Origin of the sequence: Motilibacter aurantiacus, assembly GCF_011250645.1 — a bacterium.
GTDB classification, from domain to species: Bacteria; Actinomycetota; Actinomycetes; order Motilibacterales; family Motilibacteraceae; genus Motilibacter_A; species Motilibacter_A aurantiacus.
This window is the reverse complement of record NZ_JAANNO010000002.1, coordinates 363,567-388,414: the sequence shown is the minus strand read 5'-3', so window position 1 is coordinate 388,414 and position 24,848 is coordinate 363,567. Positions and strand designations below refer to the sequence as shown.

Below are 24,848 nucleotides of genomic sequence, written 5' to 3'. Positions count from 1 at the left end.
GGGCGCGTGCAGGGGGGTTGCCAGGGAGTACGCCATGTGCGCGCCGCCGGTTCAGGCCGGCTCGGGCGCGAGGGTGGACGACCCCTGGGCCTCGGCGCCCACGGAGTCGGTCGAGCGTGTCAGCCAGCCCTGCTTGTTCATGGTGGCGAACGCGTAGAGCTTGATCGGCAGGGCGATGAGCACGACCACGACCGCGACGACGGGCAGCAGCAGCAGCTCCTGCGGGTGACGGCGCAGGTGTGCGGCGCCGCGGATGCCGCGGCCGATGAGCAGCCAGGCGGCCGCGATCAGGATGCCCTTGCCCACGCCGGAGCTGAAGTCGAGCCGGGAGAAGAACAGGTAGCCCAGCGTCAGCCCCATGGTCAGCGGCGTCAGCAGGATCTGCAGGACGGTCACCTTGGTGATGAAGGGGACCCGCCACAGCCAGCCCTTCCACAGCGCCGTCAGGTACGTCCGGTAGGAGTTGCGGCTCCAGCGGATGCGCTGCTTGGCGAAGGCGCGGAAGGTGTCCGGGAACATCGACAGGGCCTTGGCGCTGCTCTGGTGGACAGTCTTGAAGCCCGAGGCCAGGACGAGCCAGGTCAGCCTCCCGTCGTCGCCGGAGACGCACCGCTTGCCGAGGAAGAACTCGTGCTCGAGGTGCTGCAGGACCGGCATCACGGCCGACCGGCGGTAGACCGCGGTCCGGCCCGAGACGCAGGCGACGGCCCCGGCGCGGCCCATGGCCGGGACGTAGTCCAGGTAGCGCAGGTTGACGAGCCAGTCGGCGACGCGGCGCCAGATGCTCGTGGTGCGCTGGTAGACGTTCTGCTGCGTGCTGACCGCGCCCACCGTGGGGTCGACGAAGGGCATCTGCACGGCGTCCAGCAGCCCGGGGGTCCAGGAGGTGTCGGAGTCGCAGAGCACGAGGATCTCGCCCTTGGCGGCCCGGATGCCGACCCCGAGGGCGGAGCGCTTGCCGTGGTGGGCGAACCGGATGACCCGCAGCCGCGGGTCCTCGACCGTGGCCAGCGCCTCCATGCAGTCGGCGTCGGCGACGTCGACGACGACGAGCACCTCGGTCGGGTCCTGCGCCAGCCAGGAGCGCAGGCAGCGCAGCAGCGTCTCGGGGTCCTCGCGGTAGGACGGGACGACCACGGAGGTGGTGGTGCGGAAGTCGTTCACGACCGGGTGCGCGCGACGGGAGAGCACGAAGCGGTAGACCCAGAGGGACCAGACCACGAGGCCGGCGACCCCGACGGGGAGGACCTCTCTCCAGGAGCCCTGACCGAGGTCGTGCATGACCTCCGCGAGCGTCGTCTGGACAGTGTCCAGCAATGGAACGCACCCCCTGAGGTCGGGTCGTGTTCGTCGGAGTCGAGGATGACCCTACGGTCCCCCGCGGCAACCGAGAACGATGTTACGGACTGTTCATGCGCTTGCCAGGTGCCTTCGAGTGAGTCACCCAAAGTGACCATGGCGTCCGGGACGTCCTGCTCGTCCGGGCTAGCGCGCGCGTATCAGCGCTCCCGCACGACTCTCAGTGAGCGCCTCGGGGGCCTTTCACGACGAGCGGCGCGAGCACCTCGACGGCCGCCGCGAGCGTGGGGACGGTGTGGTCGGCGAGGGGCTTGCGCGCAGCCTCGGTCCCGAGACGCACGGTGAGCATCCCGAGGCGTAGGCCGAGCTCCACGTCACTGTCCGCGTCGCCCACCATCGCCGAGCGCGTGGGGGACAGGCCGGCGAACCGGTCCGCCGCCTGCGTCACCAGCCCGGGCAGCGGCTTGCGGCAGTCGCAGCTGTCGGCGGCGTGCGGGCATGCCAGCACGGCGTCGACCCGGGCGCCCCCCGCCGCCAGCAGGCTGTGCAGCCGGTCGTGCACCCGGTCCAGGTCCTGCCGGGACATGAGCCCCCGGGCGACGCCGCGCTGGTTGGTCACCACGATCACCCGCGCTCCCGTGGCGTTGAGCCGCCGCACGGCGTCCACGGCCCCGGGCAGCATGACCAGGTCGGCCGGTGAGGTCACGTAACGGCCCTCGTCGGCCTTGACGTTGAGCGTCCCGTCGCGGTCGAGGAACACCGTGTCGAGGAAGGGCCTCCCGCGCAGCGCGGGGGACGCGCGCGCGGGCGCCGTCGGTGCAGGCGTCACCCGGCGGCCGCGCCGAACAGCTCTGCCTCGACGATCTCGCACATGGTGTGCCCGACGAGCAGGTGCGCCTCCTGCACCCTGGGGGTGTCCTCGGAGGGGGCGCGGAAGGCTTCGTGCGCGATCTGCGCGGCGCGGCCGCCCCGTGCGCCGGTGAAGGCCACGGTCAGCAGCCCGTTGCCCTTGGCGGCCTCCAGGGCCCGGACGACGTTGACGCTGTCGCCGCTCGTCGTGAGCCCGAAGGCGACGTCACCGGGCCGCCCGATCCCGACGATCTGTCGGGAGAAGACGTCGGGATAGCTGTAGTCGTTCCCGATGGCGGTCATGGCCGCTGTGTTGTCCGCGAGGCTGACGGAGGGCAGCGCCGGCCGGTCGAGGTAGAAGCGGCCGAGCAGCTCGGCCGACAGGTGCTGGGCCTCGGTCGCGGAGCCGCCGTTGCCGAAGAAGATCGCCTTGCCGTCGTTGCGCAGGCACGTCAGCAGCAGGTCGCAGATGCGCGCGACGGTCTCCATGACGTGAGGTTCGAGCAGTTGCTCGGTCGTGCGCAGGCTCTGGTCGATCCTCGCCTGCAGGGTCGTGGCCCACCGGTCCTGGCTCACGGGACCCTCCATGTCATGAGGCCTCGGGACTCGAAGGAGAACTCGGTGACGGTCGCGCCCAGTGCGAGGAGCGCCTCGGCGACGCGGTGCTTGCGCCGGAAGTCGCAGTAGAGCAGCAGGTAGCCGCCCCCGCCGGCCCCGGTGACCTTCCCACCCAGCGCCCCGTTGCGTCGGGCCGCGTCGTAGGCCTCGTCGATGAAGGGGGTGCTGATCCGCGGTGACATCTGCTTCTTGTGCTCCCAGGCGGAGCCGAGCAGGGACCCGAAGCTGTCGAGCTCGTCGCGCAGCAGCGCCCGCTTCATCTCCAGCGCCAGCCGCTTCTGGGCGCGCAGCGCGTCGACGGTCCTCGCCTCGCCGGCGGTGACGCGCCCGGTCTGGTCGTCGATGATGTGCTTGCCCTCACGGGTGATGCCCGTATAGCAGAGGAGCAGGTTGTGCTCGAGCTCGTTGACGGTGCTCTCCTTCACCCGCAGTGGGTTCACCACCACGTGGTCGCCGAAGAACTCGATGTAGTTGAACCCGCCGAACACCGCCGCGTACTGGTCCTGCAGGCCGCCCTTGATGCCGAGGTCCTCCCGCTCGAGGGAGTAGGCGAGCTGGGCGATCTCGTAGTCGGAGAGGCGGGCCCGTGAGCGCTCCACGAGCAGGCCGATGAGAGCGACCATCATCGTGGAGGACGAGCCGAGCCCGGACCCGGGCGGCGCGTTGCTGTGCAGGAAGAGGTCGAAGCCGCAGTCGTCGTCGCCGCAGAGCTTGCGCACCGCCGCTTTCGCGAGGTCGAGCTTGCCGTCGAAGGCCACGCTGTCCTTGATCCCGAAGTCCACCGACAGCCCGTAGTCCACGGACTCGATGCAGACCTGGTCGTCGCCGCGTGGGGAGAGGCTGCCGTACGCGTAGCGGTCGATGGTCGCGGACAGCACCGCGCCGCCCTCGGACTCGGGGAACGGGGACACGTCGGTGCCGCCGCCGGCGAAGCTCACGCGAAGCGGTGCCTTGGTGTTGATGCGCAATGCGGCTCCTCCGGGCTTTGCGAGGTCGGAAGACGCACTCGAGTCGGGGGCCACGCCGCCGCTCCGGCCACGAGGAGTGGGCTCAGACTACGAATGCGCCCCGTGTCTGTAAATGCCTCGACGTCCGGTTCCTGTGGGTCGAGCGCAGAGTGATGTGCAAGTCACGGAGTGTCGTAGCTGGTGAGAACGCCTGCCAACGTTGGGATTCTCGCTGGCGGTGTTGCGCTCGGCCTCGCGTCGACGAGGGGTACGCGCGCCTGCCGGCTGCCACGGCCAGCCCGCTCCCGTCCGGATCGGGCCTCGGCCTCCGCGGTCATGACCGCCGCGTTACAGCGGAACCCAGCTCTTTGCCGTTACGTAGCGCCAACTTCACACGAAGGCGATTCCCTAGACGGGCTGGAGTGCGTAGGTTGTGCCCAATCACGACCTGAGCGAACAGGGGAGTGTGATGCGGTCACTCTCGACCGACAGCGATGCGGGCGGGTTGGGTGTGGCTTCGGCAAGTCCTGCGCCGGCGGTCACCGGTCCGCCCCTCCGCGTGGGCAGTTCGCCGCATCCGCCTCCGTCCCCACCGCTCCGGCTGCGGCGGGCCCATCCCGTGCTCACCGCCTGTGCCCTCGCAACGCTCGACTTCTGTGCGGTCCTGTCCACCGCGGCCGTCTTCCCCGACCAGCTGGGGCACCTGGCCGCGACCGCCACGCTGGTGACGGTGCTGCTCGCCCTGGCCGGGCTGGACCGGTCCCGTCTTGCGCTGTCGACGCTGGACGACGTTCCCGTGCTCAGCGGGCGGTTGCTGCTCGCGGTCGGGTTCGTGGGGGCGGCCGTCAACGTCCTGGGCGAGCCGGCCGACGTCCGTCCCTACCTCGTGGCCGGGGTGGCGGCGCTCGTGCCGCTCCATGCCGCGCGCGCCCTCGGCTACGCGGTCCTGCGTCGGTTGCGCTCCAGCGGCATCACCAGCAGGCACACGGTCGTCCTGGGTGGGGGTGAGGTGGCCGAGGAGGTGGCCGCCATGATCCGGAGCCATCCGGCCTACGGGCTGCGCGTCATCGGCCATCTCGAGGACGGGCCGGAGCTGTTCCGCGAGACGAGCCTCGGCCCTCGCCTGGGCGGCACGGGTGACATCGCGTCCGTGCTGCGGACCACCGATGTGCAGGTGATCGTCGTCGCCTTCGGCGCCACCCCCGACCGGGCGGTGGTGGACTCGTTCCGTTCCCGAGAGGGCCAGCAGCGCGACGTGTTCATCGTGCCGCGGCTCTTCGAGGTCCTCGGGGCACGCGGGATCACCGATCACATGGGGCCCATACCGCTGGTGCGGTTGCAGCGGCACCGGCACCGGGGGCTGCGGGCGGCGGTCAAACGGATGGAGGACGTCGTGCTCAGCGCGCTCGGGATCGTGGTCCTGTCCCCCGTGCTCCTTGCGTGCGCGGTCGCGGTCCGGATGACCGGGCCCCAGGTCCTGTTCAAGCAGCAGCGCATCGGCCGGGACGGCCGTCCGTTCAACATGCTCAAGTTCCGGACGCTGCGCCCGAGCAGCGCGGTGGAGTCCGAGCAGATGTGGTCGCACGCCATGGACCAGCGCGTGACGAAGGTCGGCCGGTTCCTGCGCTCGGCCTCCCTGGACGAACTACCGCAGTTGTTCAACGTCTTGCGTGGGCAGATGACCATCGTCGGCCCGCGGCCCGAGCGCTCGTTCTTCGTGGAGCGCTGGTCCAAGCAGATCCCGCACTACGGCTACCGGCACCGCGCGCCGATGGGGCTCACCGGGCTGGCGCAGGTGAGCGGCTTCCGCGGTGGCGACGAGTCCTCCCTGGGCAGCCGTGCCCGATTCGACAACTACTACATCGAGAACTGGTCGTTGTGGCTGGACATCAAGGTCATGATCCGCACCTTCGGCAAGCTCGTCTACACGAGGGGCTCGTGACCCGGCCGCTCGGCCGCACCTGCGTCGGGGCCGCAGCGTGAGGGTGCTGCACGTGAGCCAGCCCGTCGACGAGGGCGTGGCGAACTGGGTCCGTGTCGTGGCCGGCGACCAGGTCGAGCGCGATTGGGACGTGGTCGTGGCGTCTCCGCTGGGCGGGGCGCTCCGCGACGGCGTCGTCACCGCAGGAGCGCGGCACGTGCCCTGGGAGGCGGCGCGGGCGCCGGGCCGCAGCATGCTGCAGGAGGCGACCACGCTGCGCGCCCTGGTGGCGCGGGTGCGGCCGGACCTCGTGCACCTGCACAGCAGCAAGGCGGGGATGGTCGGGCGCACGGTGCTCCGTGGCCGGGTGCCCACGCTTTTCCAGCCGCACGCGTGGTCCTTCCTCGCGGGGTCCGGACCGCTGAACGCGGCCGCCCTGCGCTGGGAGCGGCTCGCCGGCCGGTGGGCCGACATCACCGTGTGCACGAGCGAGCAGGAGCGTGCCCTGGGCATCGGCTCGGGGTTGGACCCCGGCCGGCTCGTGGTCGTGCCCAACGCCGTCGACACCGAGGCCTGGCCCCTGGCCTCATCGGCCGAGCGCGCTGCGGCTCGCGGCGAGCTCGGCGTGCCGTCCGGGGCGCCGATGGTGGTGGTGGTGGCCCGGCTGGCGGTGCAGAAGGGGCAGGACCTCCTGCTGTCGGCCTGGCCGCGCGTGCAGGCCGCCGTCCCGCAGGCCCGGCTCTACCTCGTCGGGGACGGCCCGGAGCGCGAGCGGCTGGCTGCGGCGGCCGCGCAGCTGCCGGGCGTCACGCTGGTCCCCGTCCGCCAGGACAGGGCAGGCGTACGGCGTTGGCTCGCGGCCGCGGACGTGGTCGTCAGCCCCTCCCGTTGGGAGGGCATGGCGCTCGCCGCGCTCGAGACGTGCGCCACCGGACGCAGCCTGGTGACCACGTCGGCCTGCGGCATGCGGGAGGTCGTGGGGGAGGGCCCGGCGGCCGCGGGGGTGGTGGTCCCGCTCGAGGAGCCGAGCCTGCTGCCCCACCGGATCGCCGACGCGGTCGCCGCACGGCTGCTCGACCCGGGGCTGGCCGCCGCCGAGGGCGCGGCGGGCAGGCGCCGGATGGAGGAGCGCTTCTCACTGGCGGGCTCGCTGGAGTCCCTTGCCGACCTGAGCGCACGGATCGCCGGCAGGGACCGGGGCGCGCAACTGCGCCCGCAGCCCGACGCCGTGTGATTCGCTGACCGCTGACGATCGAGAAGGAGTTCCATGGCCGCGAGCGCCAACCGGTGGGACGACCACGGCGAGAGCGTCGTTCAGCGTCCGTTGCTCGACCGACGGGTGCTGCGCAGCTGGCCGTGGCTGGTGGGGCTGGTCGTGCTCGGCGCCGTCGCCGGCGCCGCCGTCCAGCAGGCCCGCCCGTCGACGTACGTCTCCACGGTCCGCATCGATCTCGCGCCCGGTGACCTGCTGGCCCCGTCGTCGACGGGAGACCGGCAGGTCGCGACGGAGCTGCTCTACCTCACCGGCCCCGAGGTGGCCCGCGCGGTGCAGGCCCAGGCGCCCGGTGCCGCACTCGACGCCGCGCAGGTGGGGCTCAGCAACGTCGTGCAGGTGTCCGTCAGCACCGACTCCGAGCAGGAAGCGGTACGCGGGGCAGAGGCGCTGCTCGCGGCCTACACGGAGCGGCTCGGCGCCGAGGCCTCCGGCCGCGTGGAGTCGTTGCAGAACGAGCTTTCGCAAATCACGAGTCAGCTGTCGCAGCTTCCCGCGACCCCGCGCACGCAGGAGGAGGAGCTCGTCCGCGCCGGCCTGCAGGGCCAGTACGACGCACTCCTCAACAGCCTCGGGCAGGCCCGGGTGCAGGCGGCCGGGCCCACCGCCGTCGCCCTCGACCAGCCGGCCGACAACGTCGGCGAGCGCAGCCCGTCCCTCCCCCGCGGCGGCGCCCTGGGGGCGCTGCTCGGCTGCCTGCTCGCCCTTGCGGTCATCGCCTTCCGGCGGCGCACCTGGCGTGTGGAGGATGTGGACGACGTCGTCCGGCTCGGCGAGCGGCCGCTCGGCCCGCAGGTCCCCGGCGTGTCCGGTGCGTGGGTGTCGGCCCTGCCGGGCCGCGCCAGCCAGGACCCGGTCGAGTCGGCCGCGCGCCTCGTGGCCGGCCGTCTGCTGGCCAACAAGGAGCCGGGGCGCCCCGTGGTGCTCCAGAGCGTGGACGACGCGGCCGCGGGCAGCGTCGTGGCCGTGAACGTCGCGACAGCGCTCGCGCGCGAGACGCCGACGGTGCTGCTCTGCGCGGCGGACGCCTACGAGCGCCGGGTGGCGCGCTGGTTCGCGGTGCCCGACGCCGCGTACGGCCTGGCCGACCTCAAGGGTGAGGAGTCGGCCCGCTCGATCGACGGCCTCGTGCAGCCCACGGCGGTCGAGGGGCTCTACCTGCTGCCCGCCGGCAGCAGGTCCGCCCGGCAGGTCGAGCGCGCGGAGGACGCCGTGTGCAGCCCCGACCTGCTCAGCCGCTTCGCCGCGGCCGGATGGCGGGTCGTGGTGGACGCGCCGCCCATCTGCGACTCCGCGGTGGTCAACCGCATGGCGGGCTCGGCACCGGTCGTCGCGGTCGTGGCGACGGTCGGACGGACGCCCGTCGACCTGCTGCACCGGGGCCTGTCGGAGCTGCGCTCGGCCGGGCTCGCGGTCGAGGGCGTCGTCGTCTCCGCTCCTGCTCCCGTCGAGGAGCCCGCCGTACCGGGGACCGCACGCGGGTGAGCGACATCGGCCTGTCCCTCGTCGTCAGCACCATCGGGAGACCCGACAAGCTCCGCCGGCTGCTCGCGAGCGTGGAGGCGTCCGACGCGGCCGCCGAGGTCGAGCTCGTGCTGGTGGACCAGACGCCCGACACGGCGGCGCTGGCCGAGCTCGACGCGTGGCAGGGGACGTTCCGCCGCGTCGGCGTCACCTCGCCCCGTGGCCTGTCGATCGGGCGCAACGCCGGTCTCGCCCACGCCGTCGGTGACGTGGTGGCGTTCCCTGATGACGACTGCTGGTATCCGCCGCAGACCCTCGGGCAGGCCCTGCGCCGGATGCGCCAGGAGCCCGAGCTGGGCGGCGTCTCCGGGCGCCAGCTCACGGCCGACGGGCGCAGCTCCATGCTCCGCTGGGCTCCCGACGCGTGCGACGTCACGCGCTGGAACTTCTACCGCACGGGGATCTCGAGCACCCTGTTCCTGCGTCGGGCGCTGGTCGACGCGGCCGGCGGCTTCGACCCGATGCTCGGAGCCGGCTCCGCCGGGCCGTGGCGGTCGGGGGAGGAGACCGACGTCGTCATGCACGGCATCGAGCTGGGCTGGCGCATCGCCTACGACCCCGCCCTCGTCGTGCTGCAGGACGAGCCGCGGGACGAGCCGGACCGCGCGTTCATCGAGAAGATGCTCGGCTACGGGCGCGGGCAGGGCCGGCTGTGGCGCAAGCGCGGGCTGCCCCCCGCGCTGCTCGGCTACATCGCCGCGCGCAAGCTCGTGGGGGCGACGGTACGCGCGGCGCGGGGGCGGCGCGACCTCACCCGAGCCGACGTCGCGTACGTCCGCGGCCTGGCCTCCGGGCTGTGGGCTCCGGGCCCGCTGGCGAACGATCGATGAGCTGCCGGTGAGCGCGGACGCGTCCCCCGCGCGTCGCAGCGGCCGACTGCGCGCGCTGCGGCGCCCCCGGGGCTTCGTGTGGTGGCTGTCGCCGGCCGGCGGGGTGCTGCTGGTGGCCCCCGCCACGATCGCGCTGGCCTGGGCCACCAGTGACGAGCGCTACCGGGAGGCCTGGCGTAGCCCCAAGGCATTGACCGACTCCGGCGCCGTGCACCTGCTGGCGGGCGTGCTGGTCTTCGCGATCGGAGCCCTCTGGCCCGTGGCGGCCGCGTCCCGTCCGCCCGTGGCCGGCCGCTGGCCGTACCTCGACGGCCGCCGGCACGGCTTGCTCGCGCGGGCCGAGCTGCCGTTGTTCGCCATGACGATGTTCGGCTACGTCTGCCTCTTCCTCGCGGGGCTCTCGCGCGGCGCGTCCCCCCTGCTGATCGTGCAGGTGCTCCTCGGCTCGGCCGACGCCAACGTGGCGAAGAGCCAGTTCGCCCCGATCGCCGGCGTGACCACGTTCACGCAGTTCGGCGTCGGCTACGTGGTGGTGGCCGCCCTGCTGCTGGCGGCGGGAGGCGCGTCCCGAGGGCTCCGCCTGCGGCTCGGCGCCCTGTTGCTGTGCGCCGCGCTGCGGGCGTTCGGGCTCAGCGAGCGGCTCGCCCTGCTCGAGTTGACCATCCCGCTGCTCGTCGTGGCCGCGACGGTGACCTGGGCCCGGCGGGGAGCCTGGGCGCGGGCGGCGGTCGCGCTGCTCCCCGCGCTCCTGCTCCCCACCCTCGTGGTGCTGTTCGCGGTGTCGGAGCGCCTGCGCAGCTGGCAGTTCTACGGGGCGCGGGGCGGCTCGCCCTTCTCCACGTTCGTGCTGGACCGGCTGTCGGGCTACTACGTCACCGCCTACAACAACGGCGAGCTGCTGGTGGAGCATGCGGGGTTCCCGGGACGGCTGCCGTACGACAACCTGGGATGGCTCTGGGCCGCGCCCGGGGCCGAGCAGGCCGACCTCTACACCCGGCTGACGGGCGAGAACGCCGGCACCAACACGTTCACCGTGCTGCGCCAGTACGGCAACATCGAGTTCAACAACCCGGGCGGCTTCGGGACGGTGTACCTCGACTTCGGTCGTTGGGGAGGGCTGGCCTACCTGCTGCTCTGCGGCACCGTCCTGGGGCTCGCCTTCGTCGCCTTCGTGCGCGGACGCCTGGCCGGGCTGCTCCTCTACCCGATCCTCGCGATCGGGGTCTTCGAGCTGCCGCGCTACGTCTACTGGAGCGCGGGCCGCGCGACGCCCGCGCTCGCCGCCTGCGTGCTGCTCGTCCTCCTCTTCCGACAAGGGCGTCGGCGAGCCGTTCCCGTACCTTCACGATCGGTAGCAGCATGACCTTCCCCCGCCCCCTGCCGTCGCGGCTGCGCTGGCTGATGCTCATGACCCACGTGCCGCCGTCGGGCGCCGGTGGCGGCATGATCCGCTACGTCATGGAGATGGCGACAGCGCTGCACAGCCGCCCGGACGTCGAGTTGCACGTCGTCTGCAGCGCGCCGTCCAAGGAGATGTTCGAGAGCCGGCTCGGCGTGGGCCGGGCGCACGTGCTGCCGGCGCTGCCCACCACGGCGATGTCGCTGATCGAGCGCGAGGCGCTCGACCGGCTGGTCGTCCGGGGCCGCTTCGACGTCGTCCACGGCGCCAAGAACCTGCTGCCCCGCCGCGCCGCGGGCGCGCTCCGGCTGCTCACCGTGCACGACATGCTGCTGCTGGACCGGCCCACGGACTTCGGCCGCGTGAAGTCGTTGCTCGTGCAGGCCCCCTACCTCTCGAGCGCGCGGGCGGCCGACGCGATCGTCTGCGTCTCCGCCGCGACCCGGGACCGTCTCTGCGCCTACCTGCCGGAGGTGGCGGCGCGGGCACACGTGGTCCCGGTGGCCTCGCCACGGGCGTTGCTCGACGCCGCCCCGGTGCCCGTGGAAGGGCTGGTGCCCGGCCGGTTCGCGGTCGTCGTCGGCGACCCGACCGGCCGCAAGAACGTGGCCCTGGCGACGGGGGTGTGGGGCCGGGTGCGCGAGGCCCACCCCGACGCGGTGCTGGCGGTCATCGGCCCGTCGGGCTGGGGGGCGACGAGCTTCGGGGCGGCGGCGGGGCGGCTGGTGGACGAGGGCGCGGTCCGGCTGATGGGCCACATCGACGACGGGGCGCTGCGGTGGGCGTACGAGAACGCCGCCGTGGCGCTCTGCCCGAGCCTGGCCGAGGGCTTCGGGGCGCCGAGCGTCGAGGCGGGGACGCTCGGGGCCCCGGTCATCACGTCCGACGACCCGGCCATGTGCGAGGTGAGCGGGGCCGAGGCCGTGCACATCAGCGCGCTCGACACGGACGCCTGGGCGGCCGCGGTCATCGACCACCTGTCGTACCCGCGCGAGCGCCGGCCGCGGCCTCCGGACCGGACGTACGCCGATGTCGCGGACGAGACGGTGGCGGTGGTGCGCGATGCAGCCTGAGGTCTCGCTGGTCGCCGGCTGCGACCCCTATGCCGTACCGCTCCGCGTGCTGCACGTGGCCTATGCCGACGTGGCCCCCGTCGTGCCCGGCTTCGTGGCGGCGGCGGCGCGCCAGCAGGCCGACCGCGGCTGGGACGTGCACGTCGCGACGGAGCGGGCGGACGCCGCCGGTGTGGCCACGTCCCACGTCCTCGAGGGAGCCTCACGTCGCCCGTCCGCGGTGCGTCGGGCGGCCCGACGGCTGCACGGGGTCGTGGCCGCGGTCGATCCCGAGGTGCTGGTGCTGCACGGGCGCACGGCCGGTGTCGTGGGTCGGTACGCCGTGCGCGGCCGTGTGCCCACGGCGTACCTGCCGCACGGGGCGCTGCCTGCGCCCTGGAGCGGGCTGGGCCTTCCGACGGCCTGGGAGCGGGTCGCCTCGCCGTGGACGAGCCTGGTGGTGCTGCAGGCGGCGGAGGTGCGTGCCCTGCGCGGCCGGGTGTCCACGGCGCCGCAGTTCGTGCTGGGCGCGCTGCCGGGCGAGCAGCGCGACCCGGAGGTGCTGCTCGAGCGACTGGCCGGGATCCTCTCGCGCGCCCACGTGTTCGGCTGGCCGGCGCAGCACTGGACGGCCGACACCTGGATGGCCGCCCGGTCGGCGCGTGCGCTGGGGTCAGCCGCGCGGCTGCCAGCTGCTGCGGACGGAGCGCCAGGAGCGGGCGGCCCGTCGCGCCCATAGCACCGGGTACGCCCCGGCCGCCGGGTCCTTGGCGTGCAGGAAGCTGCGGGAGGGGAGCAGCGCCCCGGCCAGGCACCACGCCGCGGCCGGGACGGGCAGCCGGAGCGCCTGCGAGGACCGGGCGCCGAGGTGCGCCGGGACGGGGGAGAGGAGCACCGCGAGCCGGCCGGCGGCGGGCAGCGGCGAGAGCGGCCCGTCCTCCAGCCGCTGCAGCAGAGCCGTGGGGCGGACCTCCTCCGGCAGCGCGAGCAGGACGTGGCGCAGCCACCCGTCGAGCCGCACCTCCCGCGCCCGCGCGACCGCGCTGCCGGGGTCGACCGAGGACCCCAGCTGGACGACGTCGCGCCAGATGAGCAGGCTGCGCCCGGCGCGGTTCCGGTCGGTCACCAGGTGCAGTGCCGCGACGAGCAGGTTGTCCTCCGCCGGCACCAGGGGCATGCCCTGGCTCCGGGGTGCCTGCGCTCGTCCCAGCAGGGACGCTGCGTCGAGCCGTCGGGACCAGTGCCAGGGGGGCACGTGGTGGTGGACGTCCACCCGCTCGCCCGCTGGGCCGGTCAGGTTGACGCCCTCGCGGCACCAGCGGTCGAAGTAGGGCCAGGGCTGCCGGCTGGCTTCGGCGGGGCGGTAGCCCTCGCGGGCGAGCAGGCGCATGGACCGGTCGAAGTCGCGCGGCCGCACGAGCAGGTCCACGTCGGTGTAGGGGCGCAGCAGCGGCGGCTCGTAGTGGGCGGCGATACCCGGGCCCTTGGTGACGGCAGCCGGGATGCCCGCCGCCTCGAGCATGCCCAGGACGGCCCGCCCCGCGCTCCGTGCGCTGGTCGACAGCGTCTCCCACATGAACGCCTCGACCTCGAGGGCGCCGCGCTGCTCCTCGGTGAGCGGCCAGCCGCGCTCGTCGCACAGGCGCAGCAGCAGGGGAGTGAGCCGCTGGGCACGGATCTGTCCCAGGTCCTGCTCGAGCGGGGCAGTGGGGAGCTCGGGCTTGGTGATCCCGTGCCAGAGGGCTGCGGACGTCCAGGGGCCGAGGGCGGGGTAAAGCCCCTGCAGTCGGGCCCCGGCGGACGCCCGCGTCAGGCGGGACAGCACTCCCACCTCCGCACTCGTCGAAGAAGGCCGACGACCGCCGACCGAGGCGAGTGTGATCCTACTGCGCGCCTCCGGCTGGCAACACCTGAAGGGCGGGCCCGGATTCAGTCTTCCGGGCCCGCCCGGGCGCCGTGCCGAGGCCGTGCTGGCGCGGTGCTGGTGCAGGAGTGACGCAGTGCTGGCTCAGGGGCTGGCTCAGGGGCTGGCTCGGGGCCGGCTCGGGGCCGGCTCAGGGGCTGGTCCGCCCCTACCAGGAGGCTTCGTTGCCGGCGACCGCTGTGCGGTTCCAGGTCGTGCCCGTCAGCGCGTAGCTGGTCCGCGGCGCGTTGGTCCAGAACACGATCTCGTTGCCGCCCTCGACGGTGAGGCCGAGGAAGCTGACCCGCGCCGGGGCGACGGCGTCCTCGTCGGGCAGGTAGAGGCCGACCTGCCGGCTGGCGGTGGCGCGGGTGTCCTTGATGAGGAGGTTCTTGATGGTGACGTCCTCGAGCCGGTCCTTGCTGCCGGGCAGCACGAGGATCGCGCCGTGGTCGACCGAGGCGACGGTGTTCGAGCCCACCAGGGTGCCGCCGGAGACGGTGACCCGCTTGGCGGTGAAGGTGTTCCAGGGCGCGCCCTCCGCGCCGATGTAGACCGCCGCGCCTGCGGAGCGCTCGGCGTACACATCGGTGTAGCTGATGTCCTCGCCGCCGACGACGGAGAATGCGCGGCCCCAGGTGTTGCCGTAGAACCGGGGCGAGGTGACCGTGACGTTGCGGACCGGCGCACCGTCGTTGAGGTAGCTGACGATGCCGACGCCGTCGTCGCCGCTGTTGCGGATCGTCGGCCGCACGATCCTGCCGTTCTGGCTGGCGTGCGTGACGTGGATGCCGTCGGAGAGCGAGTTCTGCACGACCGCGTCCTCGATGAGGAAGTCGCGCGCGCCCACGACGAAGATGCCGGCCGCGGACGGGCCGTCGACGGTGACGCGACGCAGCACGGTGCCACTGCTCATCCCGAGAGTGAGCCCCATCTGGTCGATCGAGGAGTTGCGCACCGTGGCGCCCACCGTCTTGAAGGTGAGGTCCTCGACCGTGACGTTGCTCGACTCGATGACGACGTCGGAGCTCATCGGGTCGGTCGCGAGCAGGGTCGCCTTGCCGGCGAGGCGGATGTTCGACTTGAGGATCTTGATGATCTGCTTGTGCACGAACGTCCGCCCCTGCGGGAACTGCAGCGTGTCGCCGGGGGCGAGCGCGTCGATCGCGCGGTAGATCGCCGCGGTGTCGTCGGTGACGCCGTCGCCGACCGCGCCGTACGACAGGACGTTCTTGACGTTCGCGGCGGGGGCGGCTGCGGCGGGCGTGGGGGTCACGGTGATCCCGAGGAATGCGGTGGCGTTGCACTTCTGGCCGGTCACCTTGACGGTGAGCGCTCCGGCCGGCACCTGGCCGACGAGCTTGGAGCCGGTGGGGCCCGTCGTCGAGAGGCCGAGCGAGGGGACGTCGACGCGCAACGTCCTGCAGGAGCCGCTGAAGCTGTTGGTCAGGGTGAGCGTACCGGCGGGAAGCGCGATCGACCGCAGGGTCGCGGTGCTCGACGTGCTCGTCACCGTGCCCATGAGCATCGTGCTGACGCCGGTGCTGGTGCGGGAGACCGCCTTGCCGGACACGGTCTTCGCCTTCGCCGGCTTCTCCGCAGGGGACGTCGCAGCAAGGGCAGGAGTGGAGCCGGTGGCAACGGTGAGCGCGACTGCGGCGACCGTCGTGCGGAGGATGTTCATGCCCTGGGTGTCGTCACCCGAAGGAGTCGCCTTGACGAGCGTCACCCGTCCGGCGGTGTCGGTGCCGCACGCCGGCACCGCGCCTTGCTCGTGCACTGTTCAGTTCCTGTCGCGTCGTACGCCGGGGCCGGCGCATCCCTGTCGGAAGCGGTCCGCGTCGTCCCCCGGCAAGCCGCGGCGACAGGTGTACCAGGGCTTTCGGGGCTGCGGGACGTGGCTTCGCGACGGCAACCTGAACGTCACCTGGGTGGTATACGTTCAGGCACCGGAAAGGGCGCCCTGCTCCGCGACGACAGGTGGGAAGCGCCTCGGCCACGGCCACGAGAGGTTGTCATCGCGATGTGGCGGAGGAGTCGCGCAGCCGCGGCGCCCGGGGGGAAGCGCCGGTTCCGGCTGCTGATCGCCCGCGCCGAGCTCGACTACGACCGCGACGCCGTGGCGCGTGCGTTGTTGGAGCTCGCCCAATGGATGCGCGGCCAGGGGCACGAGGTGACCCTGCTGCGGCTGGCCGGCCACGCGCCCGAGGACGGGACCGAGCGGGCCGGGCTGGGCGAGTGGCTGATCCCGGCCCGACGCACGGCCAGCCACCGTGGGCAGAAGGTGCTGAATCTCTGGTACCTCCTGGCCTCCGGAGTCGTGGTCACCCTGCGCCGCCGCCGGTTCGACACCATCCTCACCGTGGACACCCCCACCGGTGTCGAGTTGCTCGGGCTGCTGGCCAAGCGGGTCGCAGGGCCCGACGTCCGCCACGTCACGTGGGTGCTCGACCTGTGGGCGGATCAGGAGCGCGCGCTGGAGCTGCGCTCGGACGGCGGCAGCCTGCTCGCCCGTGCCCGCACGCGGGTGGACAACCTCGGCGGCAACTCCTCCGACGTGGTGGTGACGCTGGGCTCGTGCATGCGCGAGGCGCTCATCCGGCGCGGGGTGAGCTCGTCCGTCGAGGTCATCCCGATGTGGCAGAAGAAGGAGCGGCTCGCACGGGTGGACGACGGGGCGCTGCGCCGACGCCTCGGCCTCGGCGACCGGTTCGTCGTCCTCTACAGCGGGCACGCGACCCACCGGCACCCGCTGCAGGCCTTCGTCGGCGCGGCCGAGCTGCTGCGCGACGACCCCCGGGTGCTGTTCGCCCTCGCCGGGACCGGTGACCGCATCGAGCAGGTGCGGCGGCAGGCCGCCGCCGCGGGGCTGGCCAACCTGCGGGTGCTGCCCCGCGTCCCGGAGTCCGAGGTCGCGGCCTTGCTGTCCAGCGGCGGGCTGCACGTGGTGAGCCTGGACCTGCGCGCCACCGGGACCTGCGTGCCCTCGAAGACGTACGCCGCGATGGCCGTCGCCCGGCCTGTCGCGTTCCTCGGCTCGCCCGAGTGCCAGAGCGCCCTCGACGTGACAGCCGGTGGCGGAGGCCTCGTCCTCGACCCCGACGACTCCGAGGGGCTGGCGGCGTTCGTGCGCAAGCTGCTCGACGGGCCCGAGGCCGAGGCGTACGGCCGGCGCGGCCTCGAGTTCTTCCTCGCCGAGCGCGAGCTCGACATAGCCGGCAGGCGATGGCTGGACGTGCTGCGGCCGGCCAAGGCGTAGCGCAGGCAGCGCCCGGAGCCTCCCGAGCTCTGGTGCCCCGGCTCGCGCCGGTGCTAGCGTGCGCCGCGTTCAGAGGGCCGCGGAGTCGAGCGTTTCCTCCGTCGTAGCCCGCCCTGCAGGCCCCGACGGAAGGCGTGCCGTGGACGTGACGACGATGGCCAAGTACGCAGCGAAGCGAGCGCTTCGGCCGGTGCTCTACCGGTTCCCGCCGATCGGGCTGCAGCCCGTTCGGCTGCATCTCTGGATGAAGACGCTCATGGACACCCGCGAGGTGCCGGGCGTGGTGCTCGAGGTCGGGTGCTCGGCCGGCGGGACGGCTGCGCTCTGCTCGCGCATGCTGCGCGGTGCGGGGTCGGACAAGCGCTACGTGTGCATCGACACCTTCGGCGGCTTCACGGACGAGACGTTCCGGGTGGACCAGGGCAAGGGAACGCCGGCGGGCTACCGCACGATGTTCTCGGCCAACTCCAAGTCCCTCGTGCGCAGCACGGTCGACGGGCTCGGCGCCCCCGAGATCGAGCTGCTGCAGGCCGACGTGACCACTCTGCGGCCGGCGCGCATCCCTGCTCCCGTGGCGGCCGCGCTCATCGACGTCGACCTCTCGGTCCCTGTCTACGAGGGGCTCACGCGGGTCTACCCGTTGCTCTCCCCGGGCGGGGTGATCCTCGTCGACGACTGCCCCGAGGGACAGCACTGGAAGGCTCGCGAGGGCTACGTGCGGTTCATGGCGGAGCAGGGGCTGCCGGAGGCGTACGAGTTCGGCATGGGCCTGGTGACCCGTCCCGCCTAGGCCGGCCGAGCTCCGGGCCGAGGCCGCACACACCTGAAGCCACAATCAGGTCTCTGCTGCCGGGCCTGTCCCGTGGTCGAGGGCGAGCCCGGCAGTACGGGTGCTGCTCGTGATGCTCCGGGCACGTTCCGTCGATGTACCGCGCCGAGCCCTGCGGCTCGCGCCGGAGGAACGCAACGCCGGAGGAACGCAACGCCGAGGGAACGCAACAAGGCCTTAACGGCGACGACCGCGCGGCTGCACATTCTGGGCGTTCAGTGTGCTGGTTAACGGCAGGTTGACGGTGCGAGCCCGTCCGGACAACGTTCGCGCCCCGCTCGCGGAGAATTCGGGTGCTGTCGTCGTCGACACCGCGACCTGCTTCTCTGTCCGTAGACTCCGGACAATGCCGGCCGCGAAAGGATGAGGAGGCTCGATGGGACGGGTGGGCCGCCTGACCGGCGTCGGAGCCCCGCGCCCCACCGTGCCTCCGACGCGGGCCCGCCGGCATGAGTAGGCACCGGCTGGAGGCCGTCCCGCCCGGCCTCGAGGCCTCGGCGGGGACGGGGCGCGAGCGTTGGCGGCGCATCGTCCTTGCCGCTCTGGGCGCCGCCGGCTTCCGGGCGGCCACGACCGTCGGAGCCTTCGTCACGCTTCCGCTCGTGCTCGGGTCCCTGGGTGAGGCGCGCAATGGTCTTCTGGTGTTGGTCACCTCGCTCCCGGCCCTGCTCGTGTTCTCCGACTTCGGCTTCGGCAACGGCCTGGTGACCCCGCTGTCGCGCGCGGTGGCCCGGGGGGACACGGACGAAGCGCGCGGCCTGATCTCGTCGGCATGGGTGCTGCTGCTGTCGGTGGCAGCCGGCATCGGTGGGCTGCTCCTCCTGGCATGGCCGTTCGTGCCCTGGGCGTCCGTCCTCGGGGTCGACGGCCTCGCGGGCGAGGAGGCGCCCGAGGCGTTGGCCGTGTTCGCCGTCGTGTTCCTGGCCGGCCTGCCCGTGAGCCTTGCCGGGCGCATCCACCTGGCGCTCCAGGAGGGCCTGCAGACGAACCTCTGGCAGTTGGCCGGGGCTCTGGGGAGCATCGCCGCGACGCTGCTCTGCGTCGCCGCGGAGGCGGGCGTCCCCGCGTTCGTGGCAGCCGCGCTCGCCGGCCCCGTCGTCGCGTCCGCGGTCAACTGCGCCTGGCTGTTCGCCCGGCGGCCGCACCTGCGCCCGCGCCTGTCCGCCGTGCGGAGCGCCTCGCTGCGCTACCTGCTGCACAGCGGGGGGCTCTTCCTCGTGCTCGGCGTCGCCGGAGCCGTGGCGTACCAGACCGACGCGCTGGTGGTCGCCCACCTGCTGGGCCCTGCGGAGGTCACCTCCTACTACATCGCCCAGCGGCTCTTCCTGCTGCCGACGATCGTCGTCTCCTTCGCCCTCACTCCGCTGTGGCCGGCGTTCAGCGATGCCTTCGCTCGCGGTGAGGTGTCATGGGCACGGCGCACCCTGCGGCAGGCCGTGCTCGTTGCTGCGGCGGTCAACGTCACCGGGGCCGCGGTCCTGCTCCTGGCCAGCTCGCAGATCCTCGACCTGTGGATCGGCGACCGTGCGAGCGTCCCACTGTCGCTGCTCGTGGCCTGCGCGCTGTGGACGGCGAACAACACCCTCGTCGGGCCGTTCGCGATGTTGTTGAACGGTGCCCACGTCGTGCGGTTCCAGGTCGTGTGCGCGCTCGTCATGGCCGCTGTCAACCTGCCGCTGTCCGTCGCCCTGACTCACGCGTTCGGGGTCTCCGGGCCGATCTGGGGGAGCCTCGTGGCCCAGACGCTGTGCATCACCGTCCCGATCCTGGTCTACATGCCCCGTGTGTGGCGCCGCATGTCCGTGGCGGACGCGGGCCGGGTCGCCGAGCCGGTGGGGGCGGCATGACCAGGCTGCACCTGGTCTACCCGCACGGGGAGGGCATCCGCACCCCGGACGCCATCGGGCGGCAGCTGGCCCAACGGCTGTCCAAGACCTGGGACGTCGTGCTGCACGACTGGGACGCGCCGCCCCGCACCCGCCCCGAGCGCGGCGACGTCCTGGTCGGGCATCCCCATCCCTCGCCGGGGACGGCCTTGCGGCGCCTGTGGAAGGACCCCCGATGGAGCGGGCGCTTCGTCCTCTGCCCCTACGCCGGTGAGCTGCACCAGGTCGCCTACCTCGACCCCTTCGTCCGCACCGCCGACGCCTACCTCGCGATCACCGGCCGGGCGTGGTTCCAGAGCGTGGCCTTCGGTGAGCTGCGCCACTGGGCGCCCCGCATGATCCATGTCGACCTCGCCGTGGACCGCGGCGACTTCCCCCCGCTGGAGCGCGAGCTCGCGCCGGCCGGCCGCAGGCGCTTCCTCTACATCGGCCACACCGGGTGGTACAAGAACACCGGCTACCTCTCGGCGATCGCGCAGGCGCTGCCCGCGGGCCAGGTCGGCTGGATGGGCAACGGCGACGGCATCCCCGGGACGGTCGCCCACGGCGCCCGCGACACCGCCGCGCCCGACACCCGAGAGCTGCTGGCCACGTACGACTTCCTGCTCACGGTCGGGCGCGCCGACGCCAACCCCACGACGGTGCTCGAGGCCATGTCGTGGGGCCTGGTCCCCGTGTGCACCCCGACCAGCGGCTACGTCGATGAGCCGGGTGTGGTGAACGTGCCGCTCGATGACGTCGCCGGCGCGCTCGCCGTGCTGCGCCGCCTCCAGCTGGCGCCGGTCGAGGAGCTCGAGTCCTACCGGGCGGCCAACGAGGCCAGGCTGCGCCAGCACTTCACCTGGGACAGGCTCGCCGGCCAGGTGCAGGCCGCCGTGGAGGAGCTGTCGGGAACCGCCGCGCAGAGCCCCGTCCCGCCGGTCAGCCGTGCGGTGCTCCGTGCCGCGACGGTCACGCCCTCGCCCTACTCGTCGCTGGCCGAGACGGGGAAGCGCCTGGCGCTCGACGTCACCTACAACCGGGCCCGCGCCGTGCCCGGCCTGCTCCGGGACCGGCTCGCCGCGCGTCGCGACCGCCGGTCGCGCTCGTGAGGGCCCGGCAGGCCGATGCCGGCCGTCCTGTCCGGCGCGGTGTCTCCCGCGGGCGGGTGGGGGCACCCGCATGAGAGTGGTGCTCGGGCCCGAGGCCTTCGACCAGCGGTACGGGGGCGTCACGCGCTATCTGGTCGAGCTGCACCGTCGACTGGGCGGGTTCGACGTGGACAGCTCGCTCTTCGCCGGGTTGCACGCGAACGAGCTGCTGCAGGGCGTCCCCGGCGTGCTGGGGGCCAGGACGCCGCGCGCGCTGGAACGCCACCGTGCCCGCCTGCTCTGCGATGCGCTCAACGAGCAAGCGCTGCGCCTCTGGTCACGGCGGCTACCGGCAGGCACCGTCTACCACAAGACCTACTACGGCGGGCGGGCGCACGAGAGGTGGAAGGGCCCGGTCGTGGTGACGGTCCACGACCTGATCCACGCGCTCTTCCCCGAGTACTTCCTGCCCGAGGACCCGACCGTCCCGCGTCAGCGCGAGCTGTTCGCCCGCGCGGACCTGCTGATCGCCGTCTCCGAGAACACCAGGCGCGACCTGTTGTCCGTGTTCGACGTGCCCCGCGAGCGCGTCGTCGTGGTGCCGCACGGCGTGACGATCCCCGAGCCCTGCCCGGAGCCCTGCCCGGAGCCCTGCCCTGAGCCCTGTCGTGACCCCGGCCCCGGGCAGGGGACGCGGTCCCAGCGGGGCGCGGAGCCGTTCCTGCTCTACGCCGGGGCGCGCTCGAACCGCTACAAGAACTGGGCGCCCTTCGTGCGGGCGTACGCGGCATCGGGCGTCGCCGCAGAGGCCCGGCTCGTCTGCGCCGGCGGCGGGCCGTTGCAGGCCTCCGAACGAGGCCTCGTCGAGAAGCTCGGGCTCGCGGGAAGGGTGCAGCAGGTCCCGGCCGACGACGCGCAGCTCGACCGGCTCTACCGATCGGCCCTGGGGTTCGTCTACCCCTCGCTGTACGAGGGGTTCGGCCTGCCGCCTCTGGAGGCGATGGCGCGCGGCTGCCCGGTGCTGGCGACGAGCGCGTCCTCGGTCCCGGAGGTGCTCGGCGAGGCGGCCTCCTACGTCGACCCCGCCGACGAGGAGGACATGGCGGTCGGGGTGAAACGGCTCGTCCAGGACGGGGCGATGCGGGAACGCCTGCGGGCGGCGGGCCGGGCCCGGGCGCGCCGGTTCACCTGGGAGCGCACCGCTGCGTCGACCGCCGCGGCCTACCGGCAGCTCACCTGAGCGCCGGGCCACACGAGGACAAGGGGTAGCCAGCGATGGTCTGCAGGGTGTGCGGGGCGCAGGCCCGGCCGATGTTCACCGAGCGGGTGCTCGGGCGTCACGACGTGGCGTACTTCTCCTGTGACGGCTGCGGGTTCCTGCAGACGGAGGCCCCCTACTGGCTGGACGAGGCGTACAGCCGGGGGATCGCGGACGCGGACACGGGCCTGCTCTGGCGCAACCTGCAGATGGGCACGCGGATCCTGCCCGTGCTGGCGTACGTCACCGGGGTGTCCGGCCGGTTCCTGGACGTCTCCGGGGGCGTCGGCCTGCTCACCCGGCTGCTGCGCGACAAGGGGCTCGACTTCTACTGGTCAGACCCCTACACCGAGAACGTGCTGGCCCGCGGCTTCGAGGCCGCCGACCACGACCGGGGCTTCGCCGCGATGACGGCGCTGGAGGTGCTCGAGCACCTCGAGCACCCGGTCGAGTTCGTGGACGGCGTCATGCGCGACCGCGGGTGCCGCACGCTGCTGTTCACGACCGAGCTCTGGCCGGAGGAGAGACCTCCCGGCCGGGACTGGTGGTACTTCGCCTTCGCCACCGGCCAGCACATCGCCTTCTACCGGCGTCGCACCCTCGAGCACATCGGGTCACGGCTCGGGCTGCGCCTCTACTCCGCGTCGGGGCTGCACATGTTGACGGACCGGAGCCCGGACCCGCGCGCGTACGCGCTGCTGGCGTCCTACCGCGGCAGCCGGCTGGCCGGCCGGGTGGTCGAGAAGCGGCTGCGCGGCCGCACCCAGGCCGACCACGAGGCTCTGCTGCGTGCCGCGGCGCAGACCCGGGAGCCGGACGGGACCTGACCGGCAGTCGCCAGTGGCCGACGTCGCGGACACGCTCGGTCACGCTCGGTCGACGATGTCCCTCGCAAGTGGTACATCTGCGTTACGAAATCCCTGATCCACTGGTGATCGCCTCGGGGTTTGATTACGTTGAGCACACGTCGGGCCTCCGCTCGACGTCTCGCCGGCAGCGTGGCTTGTGCGAGCGGCCCGGGAGTCGCCCGGGCCCGACCGCCGTACGAACCGAGGCCGTCGCGCGCCCTGTGCCGCCGCCTCGCCTGCTGGAGGGGCACGACGTGGCCGGTGCCGCGCTGGAAGGCCGCATGCCCGCGGTCGACGACCTGGTGGCACCCGACCTCACGGTCGTCGTCCCCACGCGCAACGAGGCCGACAACGTCGGGCCGCTGCTCGCACGGCTGTCCGCGGCGCTCCCCGGCCGTGCGGTCGAGGTGCTGTTCGTCGACGACAGCGACGACGAGACGCCGACGCGGATCCTCGAGCAGTCCCGCCGCGACGACCTCGACGTCCGGCTGCTGCACCGTCCGGAGGGCGAGCGGCGCGGAGGGCTCAGCGGCGCCGTCGTCGCCGGGCTGCGCGCGGCCCGCGCGGACTGGGCCGTCGTCATGGACGGGGACCTGCAGCACCCGCCGGAGGTCCTGCCGCTCCTGCTCGAGGCCGGTGCCGACGGCGCCGACGTCGTGGTGGCGAGCCGCTACTTCGGGGACGGCAGCGCGGCGGGCCTCGCGGGCGCCCGGAGAGCGCTGGTCTCAGGGCTGTCGACACGCATGGCCGCGGGAATGTTCCCGCGCCGGCTGCAGCCGGTCAGCGACCCGATGAGCGGGTTCTTCGCGGTGCGTCGCGGCGCCGTGGACCTCGACAGGCTCCGACCGCGGGGATACAAGATCCTGCTCGAGCTCGTCCTGCGCACACCCGGCCTGCGCATCAGCGAAGTTCCCTTCACTTTCGAGGCGCGCCGGGCAGGGGAGAGCAAGGCGTCCCTGCGGGAAGGGCTGCGCTTCCTGTGGCAGCTGGTCCTGCTGCGGCTCGCCGCCGTCACGGTGCTCGCCGGCGGGCTGAAGCAGGTCGGCGGCTTCCTCGCCGTGGGCCTCAGCGGGATCGTCGTCAACACCCTCGCCCTCACGGCGCTGACCGCCGCCGCCCCCGCGCTGCCGTACCAGGCGGCCAGCGCGGTGGCCACGCAGGCCGCCATCGTCTGGAACTTCGTCCTGGCCGACCGGTTCGTCTTCTCCGGCGCCCAGCGCCGCTCCAGCGAGCGGTTCGGCCGCTTCTGGGCGCTGAACACGGGGCTCATCCCGCTGCAGGTGCTGATCCTCACCGCGCTGGTCGACGGCGTCGGCCTGCACCACGCCCCGGCCAACGTGGTCATGCTGGGCCTGGTCTTCGTGCTGCGCTACGTCGTCAGCGCCCGCTGGGTCTTCCCGGCGGCGGGCACGCAGAGCACGGGCGGCCGGCACTTCGCCGCACGCTCCACGCCGCCCGCACGCCCCGTCGCGCAGTGGGAACGGCCGTTGACGCGGGCGGCGCTGCTCGTGGTGGCTTCGACGGCCGCCTTCGCCCAGGGCGCGCTCGCGCTGCCCGAGGGCTCGCTCGGCTGGCTCGTCGCCGCGGCCTGGGCCCCGCTCGCCGCGGTGCTGGCCGGCCTCGGGGCGCGCCGCGGGAACGAGATCGAGGACCTGCAGCTCGACCTCATCGTCGCCGTCGTCCTGCTCGGCAGCGCGGTCCTGCTGGCCGCGCACCGGGAGGACGGCTCGGGCGCCGGCCCCGTCGCGGCGCTGCCCGTGTTCAGCGCCGGGTTGGTCACGCTGCTGTTCGGTGTCCGGGCGCTGTGGCGCGCATGGCTGCCGCTCACGGTGGGGGCGCTGACCGCGTCGCCGCTGGGGCAGGCCGCCTGGGATGCCGCGGGGCCGGCCCACAGCGTGGCCGAGGTCGGCCTGGGGTCGGTGCTCGTCGCCGCGCTGGCCGCGCTGCCCCTGGTCACCTCCTCGCCCGGGCCGGCGCGAGAGGCCGTCGCGCTCGGCAAGGGCGGGCCGGGCGCCACCGTCGCCCTGGCCGCGGTGTCGGCCGCCGCCGTCGCGGCCGTGGTGGCCCTGTGACTCCGCCGGCC

At 73.3% G+C, this 24,848-nt stretch carries 20 protein-coding genes; 14 read left to right on the top strand and 6 right to left on the bottom strand.

Annotation, left to right across the window (positions count from 1 at the left end; all coding sequences use genetic code 11):
- Positions 1 to 51: 51 nt before the first annotated feature.
- The 4 genes from G9H72_RS05685 to G9H72_RS05670 all read right to left on the bottom strand — a co-directional run bounded on the left by G9H72_RS05685 (position 52) and on the right by G9H72_RS05670 (position 3,734).
- The gene (locus G9H72_RS05685; protein ID WP_166169020.1) at positions 52 to 1,281 is read right to left on the bottom strand and encodes a glycosyltransferase; all 1,230 of its coding nucleotides are present in this window, start codon (positions 1,279 to 1,281) and stop codon (positions 52 to 54) included.
- A gap of 238 nt (positions 1,282 to 1,519) precedes the next feature.
- On the bottom strand, positions 1,520 to 2,128 hold the full coding sequence (locus G9H72_RS05680) for a D-glycero-alpha-D-manno-heptose-1,7-bisphosphate 7-phosphatase (RefSeq protein WP_331272015.1): 609 nt from the start codon (positions 2,126 to 2,128) through the stop codon (positions 1,520 to 1,522).
- Positions 2,125 to 2,736, bottom strand: a complete 612-nt coding sequence (locus tag G9H72_RS05675) for a D-sedoheptulose-7-phosphate isomerase (protein WP_166168718.1) — start codon at positions 2,734 to 2,736, stop codon at positions 2,125 to 2,127. The genes G9H72_RS05680 and G9H72_RS05675 overlap by 4 nt, the downstream gene beginning before the upstream one ends.
- Positions 2,721 to 3,734: a GHMP family kinase ATP-binding protein gene (locus G9H72_RS05670; RefSeq protein WP_166168716.1), complete on the bottom strand. Its 1,014-nt coding sequence runs from the start codon at positions 3,732 to 3,734 to the stop codon at positions 2,721 to 2,723. Before G9H72_RS05670 ends, G9H72_RS05675 begins: the two co-directional genes overlap by 16 nt.
- A 538-nt stretch (positions 3,735 to 4,272) precedes the next feature.
- Here G9H72_RS05670 and G9H72_RS05665 point away from each other — a divergent pair.
- From G9H72_RS05665 to G9H72_RS05635, 7 genes are read left to right on the top strand one after another with little or no spacing between them, the layout of a single operon-like run.
- Positions 4,273 to 5,655: a sugar transferase gene (locus G9H72_RS05665; protein WP_331272013.1), complete on the top strand. Its 1,383-nt coding sequence runs from the start codon at positions 4,273 to 4,275 to the stop codon at positions 5,653 to 5,655.
- Positions 5,656 to 5,707: 52 nt separating this feature from the next.
- A complete protein-coding gene (locus G9H72_RS05660) occupies positions 5,708 to 6,868 on the top strand; it encodes a glycosyltransferase (RefSeq protein WP_166168712.1) in 1,161 nt (386 codons plus the stop codon).
- A gap of 33 nt (positions 6,869 to 6,901) precedes the next feature.
- Entirely contained in the window at positions 6,902 to 8,392 is a 1,491-nt protein-coding gene (locus G9H72_RS05655) for a hypothetical protein (RefSeq protein WP_166168710.1), read from the top strand.
- Positions 8,389 to 9,261 (top strand): glycosyltransferase family 2 protein, encoded by an 873-nt coding sequence (locus G9H72_RS05650; protein WP_166168708.1) that lies wholly within the window; start codon positions 8,389 to 8,391, stop codon positions 9,259 to 9,261. The genes G9H72_RS05655 and G9H72_RS05650 overlap by 4 nt, the downstream gene beginning before the upstream one ends.
- A 7-nt stretch (positions 9,262 to 9,268) precedes the next feature.
- A complete protein-coding gene (locus G9H72_RS05645) occupies positions 9,269 to 10,624 on the top strand; it encodes an oligosaccharide repeat unit polymerase (protein ID WP_166168706.1) in 1,356 nt (451 codons plus the stop codon).
- Positions 10,621 to 11,733 carry a glycosyltransferase family 4 protein gene (locus G9H72_RS05640; RefSeq protein WP_166168704.1) on the top strand — a complete coding sequence of 371 codons (1,113 nt, stop codon included), beginning with the start codon at positions 10,621 to 10,623 and terminating at the stop codon, positions 11,731 to 11,733. The genes G9H72_RS05645 and G9H72_RS05640 overlap by 4 nt, the downstream gene beginning before the upstream one ends.
- Complete coding sequence (locus G9H72_RS05635) at positions 11,723 to 12,451, top strand: glycosyltransferase (RefSeq protein WP_166168702.1); 729 nt, start codon at positions 11,723 to 11,725, stop codon at positions 12,449 to 12,451. Before G9H72_RS05640 ends, G9H72_RS05635 begins: the two co-directional genes overlap by 11 nt.
- Here the strand turns inward: G9H72_RS05635 and G9H72_RS05630 are convergent.
- Positions 12,386 to 13,537 (bottom strand): nucleotidyltransferase family protein, encoded by a 1,152-nt coding sequence (locus tag G9H72_RS05630; RefSeq protein WP_331272012.1) that lies wholly within the window; start codon positions 13,535 to 13,537, stop codon positions 12,386 to 12,388. The two genes, G9H72_RS05635 and G9H72_RS05630, sit on opposite strands and share 66 nt — an antisense overlap.
- A 247-nt stretch (positions 13,538 to 13,784) precedes the next feature.
- On the bottom strand, positions 13,785 to 15,395 hold the full coding sequence (locus G9H72_RS05625; protein ID WP_166168698.1) for a glycosyl hydrolase family 28-related protein: 1,611 nt from the start codon (positions 15,393 to 15,395) through the stop codon (positions 13,785 to 13,787).
- A 243-nt stretch (positions 15,396 to 15,638) separates the two neighbouring features.
- Between G9H72_RS05625 and G9H72_RS05620 the strand changes: the two genes are divergently transcribed.
- From G9H72_RS05620 to G9H72_RS05590, 7 genes are all read left to right on the top strand, one after another.
- A complete protein-coding gene (locus tag G9H72_RS05620; protein WP_166168696.1) occupies positions 15,639 to 16,874 on the top strand; it encodes a glycosyltransferase family 4 protein in 1,236 nt (411 codons plus the stop codon).
- A 139-nt stretch (positions 16,875 to 17,013) separates the two neighbouring features.
- Positions 17,014 to 17,664: a class I SAM-dependent methyltransferase gene (locus G9H72_RS05615; protein WP_166168694.1), complete on the top strand. Its 651-nt coding sequence runs from the start codon at positions 17,014 to 17,016 to the stop codon at positions 17,662 to 17,664.
- Positions 17,665 to 18,152: 488 nt separating this feature from the next.
- The gene (locus G9H72_RS05610) at positions 18,153 to 19,550 is read left to right on the top strand and encodes a lipopolysaccharide biosynthesis protein (protein ID WP_166168692.1); all 1,398 of its coding nucleotides are present in this window, start codon (positions 18,153 to 18,155) and stop codon (positions 19,548 to 19,550) included.
- Positions 19,547 to 20,680 carry a glycosyltransferase family 4 protein gene (locus G9H72_RS05605; RefSeq protein WP_166168690.1) on the top strand — a complete coding sequence of 378 codons (1,134 nt, stop codon included), beginning with the start codon at positions 19,547 to 19,549 and terminating at the stop codon, positions 20,678 to 20,680. The genes G9H72_RS05610 and G9H72_RS05605 overlap by 4 nt, the downstream gene beginning before the upstream one ends.
- Before the next feature lie 70 nt (positions 20,681 to 20,750).
- On the top strand, positions 20,751 to 21,899 hold the full coding sequence (locus tag G9H72_RS05600) for a glycosyltransferase family 4 protein (protein WP_166168688.1): 1,149 nt from the start codon (positions 20,751 to 20,753) through the stop codon (positions 21,897 to 21,899).
- Between the two features lie 35 nt (positions 21,900 to 21,934).
- Entirely contained in the window at positions 21,935 to 22,744 is an 810-nt protein-coding gene (locus G9H72_RS05595; protein ID WP_166168686.1) for a class I SAM-dependent methyltransferase, read from the top strand.
- Positions 22,745 to 23,046: 302 nt separating this feature from the next.
- Positions 23,047 to 24,837 carry a glycosyltransferase gene (locus G9H72_RS05590; RefSeq protein ID WP_166168684.1) on the top strand — a complete coding sequence of 597 codons (1,791 nt, stop codon included), beginning with the start codon at positions 23,047 to 23,049 and terminating at the stop codon, positions 24,835 to 24,837.
- Positions 24,838 to 24,848 lie beyond the last annotated feature (11 nt).